This is a genomic window from Segatella salivae F0493, assembly GCF_000477535.1.
GTDB lineage: Bacteria > Bacteroidota > Bacteroidia > Bacteroidales > Bacteroidaceae > Prevotella > Prevotella salivae.
The window spans coordinates 122,219-138,750 of the sequence record NZ_AWGW01000024.1; the positions used below are offsets into that span (position 1 = coordinate 122,219).

General features: G+C 42.7%; 11 protein-coding genes and 1 pseudogene. 6 read left to right on the plus strand and 6 right to left on the minus strand.

All coding sequences use genetic code 11. The features are described from left to right. Positions 1–3: 3 nt before the first annotated feature. From HMPREF9145_RS07465 to HMPREF9145_RS14235, 6 genes and pseudogenes are all read right to left on the minus strand, one after another. Entirely contained in the window at positions 4–2,112 is a 2,109-nt protein-coding gene (locus HMPREF9145_RS07465) for a DUF262 domain-containing protein (protein WP_021825656.1), read from the minus strand. Positions 2,113–2,130: 18 nt separating this feature from the next. Continuing rightward, positions 2,131–3,687 carry a type I restriction-modification system subunit M gene (locus tag HMPREF9145_RS07470; RefSeq protein ID WP_021825700.1) on the minus strand — a complete coding sequence of 519 codons (1,557 nt, stop codon included), beginning with the start codon at positions 3,685–3,687 and terminating at the stop codon, positions 2,131–2,133. Between the two features lie 7 nt (positions 3,688–3,694). Further along, complete coding sequence (locus HMPREF9145_RS07475) at positions 3,695–4,351, minus strand: cysteine peptidase family C39 domain-containing protein (RefSeq protein ID WP_004378795.1); 657 nt, start codon at positions 4,349–4,351, stop codon at positions 3,695–3,697. 12 nt (positions 4,352–4,363) lie between these two features. After that, the gene (locus tag HMPREF9145_RS07480) at positions 4,364–7,207 is read right to left on the minus strand and encodes a type I restriction endonuclease subunit R, EcoR124 family (RefSeq protein WP_021825712.1); all 2,844 of its coding nucleotides are present in this window, start codon (positions 7,205–7,207) and stop codon (positions 4,364–4,366) included. A gap of 40 nt (positions 7,208–7,247) precedes the next feature. Beyond that, complete coding sequence (locus HMPREF9145_RS07485; RefSeq protein ID WP_004378793.1) at positions 7,248–7,466, minus strand: helix-turn-helix domain-containing protein; 219 nt, start codon at positions 7,464–7,466, stop codon at positions 7,248–7,250. Positions 7,467–7,711: 245 nt separating this feature from the next. After that, positions 7,712–7,969 (minus strand): annotated as a pseudogene (locus HMPREF9145_RS14235) (helicase); the annotation flags it as partial. Between the two features lie 280 nt (positions 7,970–8,249). On the opposite strand from HMPREF9145_RS14235, the gene HMPREF9145_RS07495 reads away from it, so the two are divergent. From HMPREF9145_RS07495 to HMPREF9145_RS07520, 6 genes are all read left to right on the plus strand, one after another. Beyond that, positions 8,250–10,751, plus strand: coding sequence for an outer membrane beta-barrel protein (locus HMPREF9145_RS07495; protein ID WP_021825673.1), 2,502 nt, complete (start codon positions 8,250–8,252; stop codon positions 10,749–10,751). A 100-nt stretch (positions 10,752–10,851) separates the two neighbouring features. Next, a complete protein-coding gene (locus HMPREF9145_RS07500; protein ID WP_196809753.1) occupies positions 10,852–12,291 on the plus strand; it encodes a leucine-rich repeat domain-containing protein in 1,440 nt (479 codons plus the stop codon). Between the two features lie 50 nt (positions 12,292–12,341). Continuing rightward, entirely contained in the window at positions 12,342–12,830 is a 489-nt protein-coding gene (locus HMPREF9145_RS07505; RefSeq protein WP_023983534.1) for a hypothetical protein, read from the plus strand. A 9-nt stretch (positions 12,831–12,839) separates the two neighbouring features. Further along, positions 12,840–13,496: a DUF4903 family protein gene (locus HMPREF9145_RS07510; RefSeq protein ID WP_021825703.1), complete on the plus strand. Its 657-nt coding sequence runs from the start codon at positions 12,840–12,842 to the stop codon at positions 13,494–13,496. Positions 13,497–13,730: 234 nt separating this feature from the next. After that, positions 13,731–15,788 carry a TonB-dependent receptor plug domain-containing protein gene (locus HMPREF9145_RS07515; RefSeq protein ID WP_021825759.1) on the plus strand — a complete coding sequence of 686 codons (2,058 nt, stop codon included), beginning with the start codon at positions 13,731–13,733 and terminating at the stop codon, positions 15,786–15,788. A 5-nt stretch (positions 15,789–15,793) separates the two neighbouring features. Beyond that, positions 15,794–16,501 (plus strand): HmuY family protein, encoded by a 708-nt coding sequence (locus tag HMPREF9145_RS07520; protein ID WP_025065553.1) that lies wholly within the window; start codon positions 15,794–15,796, stop codon positions 16,499–16,501. The last annotated feature ends 31 nt before the right edge of the window (positions 16,502–16,532 follow it).

Here is a 16,532-nt window from a genome sequence, read left to right on the forward strand (position 1 = left end):
ACTTTATTCTCTTATAGATTCAAGCAACATTACTAATTCAGATTCGGCAATGTTACATTTTTCAAAAAGAAATCGTAAACAGCGGAGTTTGCTTCTGTTGTCCATTGATGTCCATAAGTATTTCTGTGGAGCAATCTGTGTGCAATATCTTGTATCAGCTTGTTTGGCTGACCAAAAGAAGCCTTCAGCATCATAGAGCGTATCTACAATGTCTGTATATTGTTGTTCAACCACCTTAACCACTCGTAATAGCATACCCTTCCATGTTGTCTCGGTATATTCGTTGCCAAAAAGACGGAATCCTTTTAGCTGCCTGTTTGTCGGAGTGAAAGCTTCCTCTTCTAGAGACACTTCATCAACAGGCTTAGGCAATGGCTTGAATGTGGTTTGTGGCAATGGATAGAGATGCAAAAATATCGCCACAATTTCATTGCAACGATTTTGTAACTCAGTTTCAGTCCATTTCTCACACAAAGTAACATTTTTAGTCAAGCGATACTTGGTATTTCTGTAACCTGGATATATTTCATTTCCGATTGCTTTGCCATCACGCTTTATAGCAAAAGGCTTGTTGCTAAGTTCGCTATTGATACCTGTCAATGTCAGGTTGGCAAAGGTGTGAAGGTATTTCTCTTGTATCTCTTCAAAATTATCACCAAGCATTGCTTTCCACTCACCACTGAGTGTTTGCGGCATAATATGTTCAATAGTGGCATTCTTCTTTTTCATGTCAGTAGCCACGTCATTGTATTCACCATGCACAGAATTCTCCAACCTTTCAAAGAGGAAAATTTGAAAAGGCTTAAGCATGTGATAGGCATCACGGGTCTTTATTGATTCCACAAACTGTACGTCTCTTGGCAACTGATAGTTGCCATCACGACGCATAATGTGATAAGTCAATATATCTGAATAAGAATAATCAAGTTCAATATTAGCAGAAGCATATTCTTCAAGACTTTTCAGTACATCCTTATGCAAAGCACAGAACACTTGCGTAAGTGCATTGCCGGGCATATTGCATACAATACGTCTTGCCAAATAGTTTTCCACCAAGTCAATCACTTTGTACACTTCTTCTTCCGAAAGTTCATAGGTAGAGGCATACTTCAAAAATTGAATGAAGAATACATTGGCCACGTCTGTTTCGATATTGCAGATATGACGCATTTTCTCAGAAAGTTTGGCAGTGAAGAGTTTTGCCTCCACCACTTGCTGATAGTAATGTGCATAATCCAACATTTCTATAAGTTCTTCTTTACGGTCATGCCCTTCCATGTACTTCTTCCATTCGTAATAAATATTAGACAGACGAACAGGGCGTTGCAGCTGTTGCTTGATGGTGAGGTAATCGCGCAAAAATCTTGTTGGTTGGCTTTCAGTTGCAAGCTCTATCTTTTGCCAATAGTTCTTGAAACACACCAGTTGCTCTTCTGGTGTCAAGGACATCAGAAGATAATTGCGTATTTTGTCTGCCTCCGTAAGAGCCAATCCCGTAGAGTTAAGACTTTCAAAAATGAGCTGTGCATCATCATCTTTGTCCAATTCTATTGAAATGATTTGCAAGCGTTCGATGGCATCAAGCAATTGGTCGAATGACAATAATTGTGGTCTTCTCGTTAACTTCTCATAGAAATGACGATAATTGCGAGTAATCTTTGAGTCTTCATTAAAAGAGTCCTCATCATTAAAAATCTTGTCGTAGGCAATTCGGTCATTCTCAATAGGGACTAATTTAATTTTACGTTCGGCGTTACAGAACTTAGCATTCAAGAAAACCTCATAAGCTTCTTCAATTCTCTTCTTATCACTTATTTTTATAGCATCATCTTTCACTGCCTTTATTCCAGCCAAAAGAAGAAGTGAAATGGTGGTCAAACGTTGCTGGCCATCTATTACCAACCTATTGTAGCTATTATTATCGGCAGACGATGTAACGATAGAACCAAAGAAATGAGAATGTCTGTTTAAGCGACCTAGCTTTACCAAGTCGCTAAACAGCTGGTCGCAATTGTCTATCAACCAATCGTAATTGCGCTGATAGACAGGAATTACAAATTGGATTTTATTGCCTTCTATAAATTCATATAACGGTTTTGCATAGCCTTTCATACTTAGTTCCTTTCGTTTTTATTCAACCAATCCTAACTCTTTCAGATACCCTTCAATTTCCTTGTCAAGGTCGGCACGTTTGGCCTCCAGTTCTTTGATGTCCTTCATCACGGCATGGATGTCGATAGGTTCTTCCTCCTCGAATGTATCCACATAACGAGGAATGTTGAGGTTGTAATCGTTTTCGGCAATCTCTTCCAAGGTGGCAAGATGACTGTACTTTTCTATTTCCTTGCGGTCGCGGTAGGTGTCTACAATCTTTTGGATGTGCTGCGGGCGGAGTTTGTTCTGTGTCTTTATCTTCTCAAAATCCTTGCTGGCATCAATGAAGAGAATACTGTCGTCCTCTTTCCGGCATTTTCTGAACACCAGAATACAGGTAGGGATGCTTGTGCCATAGAAGATGTTGGCAGGCAGACCGATGATAGCATCAACATAGTTTTTCTTCTCTATGAGGAAACGGCGGATAACGCCTTCGGCATTTCCACGAAAGAGCACACCATGAGGAGCAACGCAAGCCATAGTTCCACCCTCGTTTAAGTGATAAAGCATGTGGAGGATGAACGCATAATCAGCTGTCTTGCGTGGAGCAAGCCGTCCTGCCTTGCTGAAACGGTCATCATTGTTGAACTTATCAGCAGCATTCCACTCTGCAGAGAACGGAGGGTTGGCAACAACGGCATCAAACTGAGTATCATCAAAAGCATCGGCTTCGAGTGTATCGCCATTCTCTATGCGGAAATTGCTGAATTTGATGCCATGAAGGAGCATATTCATGCGGGCAAGATTGTAGGTCGTGGGATTCTTCTCCTGTCCGAATATCTCATTAGCATGGCCTATACCTGCTGCACGGAGCAGCAAAGAGCCACTACCACAGGTTGGATCATAAACATTGCGAAGGCGTGCATGACCGAGGGTTACAATTTCAGCCAAGATACGGCTTACTTCCTGCGGAGTGTAAAACTCACCGGCTTTTTTTCCTGCACCGGCGGCAAACTGGCTAATCATATACTCATAGGCATCGCCAAGAATGTCAATCTCTTGTGAGGCCTCCACACCAAAGTCTATATCATCAAGGGCAAGAAGTACGTTGCTTACTAATGTGTTTTTATCGTCTGCTGTCTTGCCTAATTTGGGCGAAGCGAGGTCTATGTCTGAGAACAAACCGCCAAAGTCCTCTTCGCTATCTTGCCCAAGCGTGCTGTCCTCTATACGCTTCAAAGAACGCTCAAGTATCGGCAGAATATTTTCTTTCTTTTTAATACTCTCAATAACGGATGAGAACAAGAAGCTGGGTTCTATGAAATAGCCAATGTTTTCGATACATTCGGTCTTTACGCTCTCTTGTAGCTCTTCTATATCGGTATCTTTTTCCATTGCCCATAATTCTTTGAAGGTAACATCATCATCCACTAAGGCGTCATTGGCATGTTTTTCAATCTTCTCTGACAGATATTTATAAAAGATAAAGCCTAATGTGAAGTACATGAAGTCGCTTGCCGACATGTTTCCACGCAACTTATTGGCTACTTCCCAAAGCTGGTCACGCAATTTCTGTTGTAATTCTTCGCTCATATTATTGTTATTTCTTATTTTCTATTATTAAAATATCTCTCAATGCCACTTTGTATGATTGGGATTTTGTTATGTTATCAAATGGAAATTCTGACTTGCTGTGTATATGTGAAACATCAATTATACAATTCCATGAAGAAAATGTAGGTTCTTCTTCACCGGGGTCTAAGCATAAGATTTTCATAATTGCACCATTCTTATCACAAAATTCGTAGCCAACAGCAAGCATGGCGTGAGCTCCATCAGTAAACACAGTTGATATTATAACCGGTTTGTCCTCATCAAGCGTATCTGCAATGAGACCAATAAGTTTCTCCTTGTCTCGTGGGTTTCTCCTTCTGACTCTTATCCCGAAACTTTGCTCGTTAATTTCTTTTCTAAGAGTTGAATAGGAATAGCCAGACCTTACCATTCCTTGCTCATCAAGAAAATGGCTTAAAAATTTTCCTTTGGGTGTTCTTCTGTCAGGCTTGTTGAATATATCCAAGTCTTCCTCGGTGACAGCACCAATGCACAACAGCGCCATAGACAAGGAATAAACAGCGCAAGCCCCATCCATATGTCCTTGACGTCTATGTAATATAACATATTTACCATTTGCATCCTTGACAAGTACACCTTTAGGGCTTATCCGTATTGAATCTATTACTTTTATTGAACTCATATATGTTTTTAATTATTCCCAACTGAATGTTCGTATGATAGATTGCAAGCGGTCGAGTATCCTTGTCAATGTTTTGCGTCTTTTTATTAATCCTAAATGCTTTTCTTTCAACGCCTCTTGTATAATTTCTGGTTGTTCCTTTTGCAAGTAGTCATATTCAGACAAGTAATGATTGAGAACAGATACATCCAAGCCCTCTTCTTTTGCAAGTCTATCTACTGCATTGTTCCGCTCAGTTGTGATGTAATTGTTCAATCGTTCTTCAAGGTCGCTTGTACCGTCAAACTTCTGTTTGCGTGCCATAAAGTTATCTCGGTCATCATCCACGTTCTGCTGTATAAAGCCATCAATCAGTTTTGCTTTGTTACGTAACTCAGCATCTTTAATCATCGTATCAATAATATACGTACGTTTTTCCTTATAATCTGCGCTGTAAGGATTGAGATCAGCAATCAGTTCAAGTATGTAAGTTACATTGATAATATCACTATGCAACAATTCTAAACAGAAATCAATATCATCAATACCTGACTCTGTTGAAGTTTCCGTGGACTCTGTATCTTCGTCAGGCATTTGATTCACTTCTGAAGGCTTACAGCCACCGGCAAATGTATCGTAAATATCAAGGTATTTGCTTCGGAAGTCCATAAATTGCTGCTCTGTCATACCAAGATCTGCAGCATCTTCTTCAAATTCATCGTAAACCTGAATCTCTGCATGTTTCTTAATGACATCACGGAATGCAAGGATAAACAGCTTTTTATCTTTCTCGCTCTGCAACAAATCTATGCTGCTGAGAGTTGGGTATTGTTCTAAGAAGTTTGTCGTAAGTTCCTGATAATTCTTCTTGACTTCATTAAAAGGCGGACGGACAATATCTTCAAGATTATTGCTGTTACTGAAAAGCTTAATAGAAGCATCCACATTGCTTTTCAAATCACGGAAGCAAACAATCTTGCCAAAACGTTTCTTTTCATTCAATACACGGTTTGTACGACTGAATGCTTGTAATAATCCATGATAGTCCATATTCTTATCCACATAGAGTGTATTGAGTTTCTTGCTGTCAAAGCCCGTCAGGAACATACCGACTACCAGACAAAGGTCAAGTGGCTTCATGTCTGTTTTCTTTTTCTTCATACGAAGATTGATGTCATCATAATATGCACGGAAGTTTTCTGTAGTGAAACTTGTACCGAACATATCATTATAGTCATCCATAATAGCCTGTAACTCATCTGCTTCGCCCGTGCTTTCACTCACATAGCTACCAGTATTCATACCTGTAAGGGCGTCGTCCTGACTGCTGTTAGATGCGTATGTAAACACGGCTCCTATTCTAATTTTGGGATCAAGACTCTTGAATATTTTATAATATCGAATAAGTGTTGGCACAGACTGCACGGCAAACAAAGCATCAAACTCGCCATCAAATGTTGATTTATTGAAATTATTAAGGATAAATTTGGCAATTTCCGTCATACGGTTTTGGCTAGCATTATCTACATCGGCATTGCCATGATAATATTCTACGAGGAAACCAAGTACATTTTCATCAGCAATAGCATCCTTTATCAGATACTTGTGGAGGCAGTTGCCGAAGATTTCCTTTGTTGTATGACCATCCACAGCATTCTCAACGAAGATTGGTGTACCTGTAAATCCGAATATCTGTGTATTGTCGAAAAACCTGACGATATTCTTATGGCAATCTCCGAAATGACTGCGATGACACTCATCAAAAATCATCACGATACGAGAATGACGGATTTCTTCAATCCGCCTGCTATACCACTGCTTACTTGCAGCGGCATTGAGCTTCTGGATGGTAGTGATGATAATTTTGGAATTACCATGAAGGCGCTTCACAAGTTCATCTGTGTTATCGGTACTGTCAACAGCACCTGGCTCAAATGCCTCATATTCGGACTGCGTCTGTGTGTCAAGGTCGTGCCTGTCAACTACAAACATAACCTTGTCCACATCGTCTGATTCGGCTACAAGCTGGGCAGCCTTAAATGAAGTCAGCGTTTTTCCTGCACCAGTTGTATGCCATATATAGCCATTGTTATTGGAATTTTTCACACGGTCAAGTATCTTCTCAACGGCATAGAACTGGTAAGGACGCAACACCATCAGGCATTTATCTCCTTCGTGTAGTACGATATACTTGCCTATTATCTTGCCTAACGTGCATTTATCAAAGAAGCTGGTGGCGAACTTCTCCAAGTCATTGAAAGGGATATTGGCAGCGTCTGTCCAATTGAACGTGAATTTGTACCCGCTGTTGGGATTATTGGCAAAATAGCGTGTGTTCACTCCATTGGAAATCACAAACAATTGAATATAGTCGAACAGCCCGTGGAAGGAAGTTTTATGATAACGTTGTATTTGGTTGTAGGCTTGTTTCAGCTCCACACCTCTTCGTTTTAGCTCAATCTGAACCAAAGGCAAACCGTTTATCAGTATCGTTACGTCATAACGACATTTCTTTCTTCCCTCAACAGTAATTTGATTGGAAACCTGGAACTCGTTTTGACACCAGTGAGTGCGGTTCAGGAATTCCACCCACAGGTGCTCTCCATCATCCAGTTCAAGTGGAAAGAGGTCACGAAGTTTCTTTGCCTTTTCAAAACGTGTGCCACCCTCAAGATAAATCAAGATTTTCTCAAATTCGGCTTCGGTAAACTCGGTGCGTCCAGTCTCTTCCAGTCTCTTCCTGTTATGTTTCTCAAGTTGACTTTTGAAATTTGTCCGGAGATTTTTCTCTTCTTCAATCTGTACATATTCATAGTTCATTTGCTGAAGAGTAGCAATAAGTCCGTTCTCAAGGGCAGCTTCACTTTGTACTGGCATATTTATTATTCTTTAGTTATTATTTGTTTAACATATAAGGTTATTCTTCGGTTGACCTAAGTAATTCTCTCACATCAACCTTTAGCACCTTGGCGATTTCAAGAAGGTTCTCAAGGGACGGCTGCACTTTATTGGAACACCACCGAGAAACGGTATTCTCTGTACGACCTATTTCATTCGCCAGCCATTTGCCTGACAATTGTTTTTCCGCCAAAACAGCTTTAATCCTATTTATCGCCTTCATCTGTTGATTTACCATTGTATATTGTAGAACATGTAAGCACAAAGATACACTTTTAATATTGTTTACCCAAACATAATTAAAAGTAATTGATTTTTCCGCATAAAATTCTTGTCTTAGAATTGTATTTCATCGGAAAATGATTATCTTTGCACAATAAGATTAAGTGCTCTTTGAAGTAATGCAGAATAAAGAGAGGAGAAGAAACTCGCTCGTTTCCATCTCGTAACCCATTTACCCTTTATTCATTCTTATTTTATTGATTATCTGAAAGATACAATATTCTTGAATCTTTTGCGCGCGTAATCCGTTGCAATAAGCATCTTTGCCTTTTCCTCGCTCTCACTCAGAGGTGCTCGTCCTAAGATCGTGGCATCCCCTTTCTTGGCAAACTCCATCAGCTTACCGATGAACGCTTCCTGCTCGGGTGTCGGTGGTATGTTGTGCAGTATCTCATTCTTCTCAGGGCGGTCGATACCGATGTCTTTGGCAGTGCGAAAATCGCAAATCTCCGCATAAAAGTAATGGGTATGAATGTAATCGGTTGATTACTAATAGAAAGCAGAATATATAATCTGATAAGGTGAACGATTAAGAAACGAGCGAGTTTCTTTCCCTTTCTTTATTCTGCAAAGCCTCAAAGAACTCTCTGTTTGATGTTGCAAAGATAGCGATATAATTCATATAAGCAAAGTATTTACGTTGTTTTTTCAATGAAAATCAACCTTAGACATTTCTAATTCTATAAAATCGCCATTTTAAGGTATTGCATATATCTATGAACAATGGTAATTTTGCAAAATGATAATCAAAAGAATTCTTTTAATCTTCATCATTCTACTTTTGCTGTTTCCCACTGCTAATGCTACTATTTTGAATTTAGCTGTGGGTGATACTATATACCCTACTCGAAAACATGTTTCTTCATTACATAAAACGATAGAACTCGATGAAGTTCAAGTTATTGGACAGCGGAAATTGTTTTCCATAAGAAAAGACACCACGTTTATCAATACTGATTGCCTTCGAGTAAGGAAAGGTGCTAACTTGGAAGACTTAATCAGGAATATTCCGGGCATGGAATACGACAAGGCGAACAGGCTACTATCGTTCAAAGGAAAGCCATTGAACGGCGTAAACATCAATGGCGAGACCTTTATGGGCAACGACATTATCGCAGCGTTGGAGAATATGCCAGCCGATGCAGTGGAACTACTGAAACTGTATGACATGCTCAGCGCATTGGAGAAAATGACGGGAGTAGATGATGGTGCCGACAATTATGTGCTGGACATCAAGACCAAATCTACCTACAATGGCAGCCTGACAGGAACACTAACGGCTGAACACGGCAATCGCGACAGACGCAGGGATGAGGTACAGGGCAATCTATTCAATGCCAACGGCGAGAATACCTCGCTGACCCTGCGTTTGGACAATCTCAGCAACATGAACGTCGGAAGAAACAATTTCCAAAACATATTGTCGGGCAACATCGTGAAGAAATTCGGCAAGAAGATGACGCTCAATGCAAGCCTCTCGCTCAACGCCTTCCACAATGAAAGCGAAAACCATGACTACGACGAGCAGTATCTTGCATCGGGAACGAAATACCAGAAATCCGTGCTGCTCTCCTCGGGCAAGAACCACAGCAATGCCGCAAACATCAGCCTGCGATATGACATCGACTCAAAGACCCTCCTGAATATCAGTGCCAATGGAAACTTCGGACGGTCAGACAACCTGACTGACAACACAACATACCTATATGAGCGCAATACGGCTGCGGACACGCTGACCTCGGGAACGCTGCGAAATAACACAAAAAGCAATGGAAAGAATTACCATGTATCTGCCGACCTCACACGGCGGATTGGCAAGGCAGGGGCATCATTTACCGTGAAGGCGACACTTGGCGGTAACTCGAATGAAACGAATAATACCAGCCTCTCACTGACGAAATTCCACCACCTGCGCAACGCTGTGGGCGGAGATTCACTACTATTGCGCAATCTTTGCCAACAACTGCCCACCCTGCGCAACGAAAGCAGAATATCATTGCAATATACCCATCCTTTTGGCAAACAGTTGAAATTGCAGACAGGGTACGGACTGAATCACGAAGAGGATAGAAACACAAGCGACACTTACGACTATACTATACCGAATAGACCATACATAGATAGCCTAAGTTATGAGAACACACTATCTATATGTGGGCAGGAACTCACCCTGCGAATGGATTATAAGGGTAAGCAATGGAAGATAAACGGTGGTATTGATGTAGAATGGCAACGCAGGAATATCTGCCGGCAACACAATTCGGAAACAGTGGACTATACAGTCAAGGCTACGGAATACAAACCCAAGTTCGGCGCAAAGTGGAACAACGGAAAAATAGAAGTTGAACTGCGTTATAACGGAAACACACAACAGCCTTCCATACAGGCTTTGCTGACACTTGATGACAAGAGCAACCCGCTGTTCGTGAAGATAGGCAATCCGCAGTTGAAGCCAGCCTATCAACAACAACTGTCCATCAGATTAAATGAGAGAAAATGTGGTATTACCTTTATGGGCAATTACCACAACTCGTTCAATGATTTCGCAGAGGAAGTAACGTATGACTCAAATACTGGCGCACGGACATACAGAACTGTCAATATCAACGGAAATTATTCTGTGGACGGGATGCTGCAATGGCAGAAACAAGTGAAGCGTCTGATGCTCTCTGGTACTATGAGAACTTCTTTTAAAAACCACGTCTATCTCTTTCACGAACAAACGTACGGTAATGCTTTGAAGAGCAAGACACATACAACGGGTAATGAGGTTAGCCTACGATTGAACTACCAGCCGAAATGGGGGAATATTGACCTACACGCCAGTTGGCAACCCTACCGTTCCAACAACTTACTGACAAACACCCATGTAAATACCATTGACTACGACTGTGGCATCAGCGGCACAGTAGAACTTCCCCACGACATTGAAATATGGGGCGATGCAAATTGTCATCTGCGCCGAGGAACCTATTCAACCACAGATGATGACCAGTGGCTATTGAACGTGGGAGCATCGTGGCGTTTTCTCAGGAAGAAACAAGCCACGCTCTCATTCAAATGGAACGACATTCTGAATAGGCGAAGGGACCTCAACCGTTCCGTTTCAGGTTACGGGTATCACGAGAGTTTCCGACCGCAGATACATAGTTATGCCCTCGTATCGCTGCGATACCGTTTTAGCCTTACCAAAAGTAAAACAGATAAAAATTCTCACAAACAGCAAAATCCTAATAAATAAGGATTGCAAAAACAAAAATAAAATCATAAAAAATAGGTATTGTGAAATCCAAACAAGGCTCCTACCTTTGTAACTCAAAACAATTAATTTATTATCGAAAATGAAAATAGTAAAGAATTTAACATTACCAGTATTGGTATTCCTTGTGATGGGACTTGCCTCATGTAGCAGTGATGATAATACAGTTCATTACAGCACAAACTCCCTTAAAAATACAGAATTGATGACTGTGTTGAAATCGAAAGGTTATCAGTTCGACAAAGACGGGAAGCTGGAACTCAACGAATTAGCAAACAACACCACATCGCTTGACCTTAGTGGTACAAACCTGAAGGATCTCAGCGGTCTTGATATTCTCCCCAATCTGAAAGACGTAAAACTCTCCAATAACGGGTATGGACCTGTTTTCGACTTCGCCCAACTACCTGCACAGATTACTGGAGTGGATTTGACCGGCAATGACATTTACGAATTTAAGGGACTGGCAAATACCGACAAGGTAGAGGCTACAGGATACGAGGCTACCGACATTAAACGCCACTTTGAAAAGTTGTATCTTCCTGAGGGAGCAAAATACGATCAGGATCAGATTGTAGCTTTTTATAAAAAGTCGGAGATGGACAAGAAAGCCGTTGATATGAAAATGGCAGATGCAAATGGAAAGTTGAACACATATAACACCTTGCGTAATGTGCCTGATGCCATAGTCAGAAAACAATTATATGATCTTTTCTCACAATTATTTGTCATTACAGAAAATAAGGATACACTTATTGATGTGAGCAGACGAATGACCTCACCCGAGCAAAGCAACAATTCTATTGCTATTTTTGAAGGAAAAAATGCTGACGGTTTCCAATATGTTCTACACAACAAGAGTTTCAAAGGAACAATATTAGGTGTCACTTCAGAAGAATATACAAAAGTTCCTTATCTGAAAATGCCTAAACAAATATCATTTTTCCAGTTAGAGCATCTTGACTTGCTTAACGGCATAGATATGTCTGCAAATACCGATCTGTTTCATGGGCACATGTACACTTGTCGCTCTATCAAGAAAATGGACATGAGCCATTCTACCAAATTGGGACAACGCAGCATACCATTGGAGATGACAGATATGGATGTATCGTGGGTGGAAATCAAAGACTGTCCGGATCTTGAGGAAATCATGTTTCCTAAGAAGGCGTACATCATGAACAATATGACTTTCTGCTATTTGCCCAAATTAAAGAAGCTGGATCTTTCGCAATTTGAGTCTTTTTGGAGATGTGATTTATATGAATTAAAAAATGTGCAGATTATCTACCCAACTATGAAATATAGTGTTTATATGGGTAAAAAAACACAGGAACGCCATTCTGGGTTGGGTATAGATCAGGATATTTTCGATCGTCAGGAAACAAAAGACTTTATCAAGAATAATATAAAATATATAGACAATAATAGTTTTGCTGTTGAAGGACAGTATATGCCACATCCTTGGGAACGTCATGAGGACGTGAGATGGATGGATATATGGAAAAAGAATCCATGGTAATAATGCCATGTATTATTTATAAACTTTTTTACTTTAAAAATTCATTTGGTATGAAACGATTAATGTTTTCATTGCTCGTACTTCTTATGGCGAGCTTCGTGGGTGTTAACGCTCAAGTAATTAACAATGAAGTCCAGTTTAAGGGTTCTGCAACAAACGTGTATATGGGAGGTAAACATGTGAGAGACATGAACGACTTAACTTTCACGGTTGCTCCTACGGAGGACGGCAGATGTTGCCTTAGTGGACATGCCGCCTTTCTTGCAGCAGGAATCACCTATCATGACATGGACTTTACACTTAAAAAAGTAGTATTTGATGTTTTGCAACCGAATGGTGCAATCAGCAATGCGTCGGGATATGCACATATTTATATCCAACTGTTCAGAAAATTTACAGTGTTGAGTAAAGATTTCAATGTAACCAGCCTCACGGGAAATGTTACCGACAACAACCTGACATTCCATATAGAGGCTATCATCCCAGACTACAAGGGTGGTTATGTCATCAGCTTTGATTTCACTGGAAATAAAATCTAACATTGAGTAGTGGCAACAAGTAAGAAACATTTGATCCTTTACTTAGTATTTATAGTTTGTTCAATCTTTGCCTCCTGCTCGGGAGACGAAAGGATTGAACAAACCCCTGTTGATACAGAATACGCAGCCAAGGTAAAGGAGATATTGAAAGATAGCATAGTCTTGCGTTCCAAGGCTATGATGGCAACCGTGGACAAAACATTGCTACCCGAAGGATGTCCTTTGAAATATTATTTTCACTGGAACGAAGGTTCTGACAAGCCTCTGAACATTCAGTTGAAGAACTTCTCTGTGGGTAAAATGCCTGTTCAGATTTGGTTTAACATCGATTGCAAACTTACTCGTCTTAACTCATGGGAGAGAGATGAATACAAGGGAGATGGCTGGGTGAAATTTATTGGCGAATACGGTGCAACTACCTATATGCCAAACAAGAATGATACCCAACACGAATATGAGAATGGCGACGGAGGCAGCGGCTATGTGCAGGGCTACCTGAACGTGAACACCAAGCAGATAGAGTTCTCCACCAACTTCAATGTCATGTTGATGCAGAGTTATGTTTACTTACAGACAATCGACTATTCAAAGATGGACACTTTCGAGGAAGATTTCGCTAAATTTGAAGAAGATTTGGAGAAATACAAGCAAGCACATGGATTGTAAAGAGCGAAAATATCGAGTAACTTTTCGCCAGATGAACACAATCATCTCTTATGCCTCCTACATTATTATATAGATAGGTATAGAAAGCTATGCTTTTCCCGTAAAGAGCATAGCTTTCGCTTATATGAAGGTGTTGGTCGGCGGTTTGTTGATTTGAGAATAAAAAAGGAAACAAGAGTGAAAATAGCAATAACATATATATCGTCAGTCCTCCTGCTGTCATGCTTAGGCACGATGCCCGCCTTGGCACAGGAGAAGCCGACGGAAAAGGCGGACACTACGAAAACAAGAAACTTGGAGGGTATCGTGGTAATGGGTTCACGCACGGCTCGACCGGTGAAGCTGTCGCCCATCACCACGCGGGTGCTTAGCGGAAAGGGAATGGTGGAAAGCGGATACAGCGACTTTCAGCAAGCCCTGCAGCACGAGACGCCCGGACTGAGCATACAGAAAGTAAACTTTGGCAGCGAGATCAACCTTGACGGTCTCGATGCACGTCATGTGCTCTTCCTCACCGACGGTGAGCGAATGACAGGCGACATGGCAGGCAACCTTGACTACGAGCGTTTCAACCTGCACGCCATCGACCGCGTGGAGATTGTGAAAGGAGCAAGTAGCACACTCTACGGCAGTCGTGCCTCGGGAGCCGTCATCAACATCATCACCAAGAAGACCAGCGAGCCTTTCGCTTTCGACGCTGGCGTTCGCTGGGGGCAGATGAACGAACGCAACTTCAGGAATCCCAAGAAGAAGGATTTTATCTATATGTTCGAGAAGAATGCCGACCGTCCGAATCTGCAAGGATGGCTGTCAGCAGGATTCAAGAAAGGTGCGTTCACCTCGCAGAGCGATGTATGGTACAGTGAAAGCGATGCTTTCTATCTGTATCAGGCGGAAAACGACCGCAAGGTATATACGAAGGAAGCCAATCCATTCTTGGAAAAGGACATCGTGCTGGAAAGCAGTTTTCCACGTCCGCCCATGGGCATAGAGGGACGCGAACACATAATCGCCTCACAGAAGCTCTATTTCGAGCCGTCAAAGCATTTCAAGGCGCAAGCATACGGCTCGGTGTTCTTCATCAACCAATATGACTTGGTGCAGGATCTCGTGCTGACACAGGGACGAGACTATACATGGGGGGTAAAGGCGAGCTACGCGCTGAAAGACTGGCTGACGATTACGGCAAGTGTTCACGGTGATTATTACGACCGCTTCAAGCGGCATGAGCGGCGCGATGAGCGCAAGCCCGTGTACCACTCGCGCATCTTCCAGCCACGACTGACACTCAGCAGCAACTACTTTGCCGGTCATGCACTCGTCATGGGACTGGAATACTGCGGAGACCGACTGACGAGCGACCGCTTCGTCAATCACAAGATGACATCGCGCACGCTGGAGGAGACCGAGTTCTATGTGCAGGACGACTGGACGGTGAACAACCATTGGATGTTCTCGGGCGGCGTGAGAACAAACTTCTCGGAGGCTTTCGGATTCATGTATATGCCTAAGATTGCGGCAAAGTATTCGCCCGACGACTATTGGGCTATACGTGCCAACTACTCGATGGGCTACCGTTCGCCAAGCATCAAGGAATTGTTCTTCAACTGGGATCACCTCGGTATGTTCATGATTAAGGGCAACGAATTCCTGAAACCAGAGAAGAACAACTACGTCTCGGCAGGCGTGGAATACAGCAACCGTCATTTCTTCTTCAACAGCACGCTTTACGGCAACTTCTACCGCAAGAAGATAGAGGGCGTATGGCGCATCTACGACATGCAGTACAATTTCGAGTACGTTAACCTCGACCGCCAGACGATAGCAGGCGTTGACTTGCTGGGACGCTGGACGCCGACCGACTGGCTCACGCTGAACGCTAGCTACTCGTATGTATATGTGAGCAAGGAGAAAGGACTGCGCATCAACACCACGTCACCCCATGCGGCTACGGCAGGCGTGAAGTACAGTTACAAGAACAAGAGGAACTACCGGCTCGATGCCTACTTCAATGCGCAGATCATGGGCGAGAAGCTATACGACGTACAGGACCGCGTGTATGTGGAAAAAGACGGCAGGTCTTACGATGCCTATTTCCGCTGCACGCTGCCCACCTACACCCTGTGCAACCTGAACGTGGCTCAGACTTTCCGTGAGAAAATCCGCTTGTCGGTAGGCGTGGACAACATCTTCAACTACAAGCCACGGACGTTGGGTTCGGGACTTACCGCCTTTAGCGTTCCAGCCACGGCCGGGGCAAGAGCATACATACAATTGGAATTCAAAATATGATGAATATGAAAGCAAGAATATTTCCTATCCTCGCATTGGCTTGCCTGTCGCTGTCCTCATGTCTTTCGTATGACGCCGACGAGTTCACTGGCAGAATTATGCCGAGGGTGGCAAGCTACACCTCCGGCGTGACCAACGACTGGATCTACTTCAACCTGCGCACGGGCGAGGTGTTCAACCGCACCGCTCCCAATCAGGAGATAAAGGAGGGCGAACAGAAGAACCGTCTTGACTGGGACATCGCCTTTTGCGGCTACCACGTCCGCACCAACAGCGGTACGAGCGGCAACGGCAAGGGCGGTGCCATCGACTTAGGGTATGGTGACTATGACCGCTGGCAGCATATAGACCAGCTTCCCAAAGGGCAGGGCTGGGTCGTGGACGACGACAAGACCGTGAAGATTACCTACTCGCAGTCAGACTGGTTTCGCTATGTGAACACGCACGGACTAGACCCGAAGGAAAATCCATGGTTCGACCCAAACAACGGGCCGCAGCGCACGCTTACAAGTGCCAACCCCCTGTTGGAAAGAAACATGTTTCTCTCTGGTCCGCCGATGACCTACACGCCGTCGTACCATGTTTATGCAGTGCGTACCGCCGACGGAAAACATTATTTCAAATTACAGATTATCAGTTGGTATAACCAGCATACCGAGATAGACGATACGGGCGGCCAGATGAGCTACTACTGCGACGAGCTGAAGCAATGAGTTTCAACTCGCATAAGCGTCGATGAATTTT

What these genes read in the sequence shown, in the direction of transcription:
- HMPREF9145_RS07465 (WP_021825656.1), bottom strand. Translation starts at nt 2,112, where the DNA reads ATGAAAGGCTATGCAAAACCGTTATATGAATTTATAGAAGGCAATAAA.
- HMPREF9145_RS07480 (WP_021825712.1), bottom strand. Translation starts at nt 7,207, where the DNA reads ATGCCAGTACAAAGTGAAGCTGCCCTTGAGAACGGACTTATTGCTACT.
- HMPREF9145_RS07515 (WP_021825759.1), top strand. Translation starts at nt 13,731, where the DNA reads ATGCCCGCCTTGGCACAGGAGAAGCCGACGGAAAAGGCGGACACTACG.
- HMPREF9145_RS07500 (WP_196809753.1), top strand. Translation starts at nt 10,852, where the DNA reads ATGAAAATAGTAAAGAATTTAACATTACCAGTATTGGTATTCCTTGTG.
- HMPREF9145_RS07505 (WP_023983534.1), top strand. Translation starts at nt 12,342, where the DNA reads ATGAAACGATTAATGTTTTCATTGCTCGTACTTCTTATGGCGAGCTTC.
- HMPREF9145_RS07475 (WP_004378795.1), bottom strand. Translation starts at nt 4,351, where the DNA reads ATGAGTTCAATAAAAGTAATAGATTCAATACGGATAAGCCCTAAAGGT.
- HMPREF9145_RS07470 (WP_021825700.1), bottom strand. Translation starts at nt 3,687, where the DNA reads ATGAGCGAAGAATTACAACAGAAATTGCGTGACCAGCTTTGGGAAGTA.
- HMPREF9145_RS07485 (WP_004378793.1), bottom strand. Translation starts at nt 7,466, where the DNA reads ATGGTAAATCAACAGATGAAGGCGATAAATAGGATTAAAGCTGTTTTG.
- HMPREF9145_RS07520 (WP_025065553.1), top strand. Translation starts at nt 15,794, where the DNA reads ATGAAAGCAAGAATATTTCCTATCCTCGCATTGGCTTGCCTGTCGCTG.
- HMPREF9145_RS07495 (WP_021825673.1), top strand. Translation starts at nt 8,250, where the DNA reads ATGATAATCAAAAGAATTCTTTTAATCTTCATCATTCTACTTTTGCTG.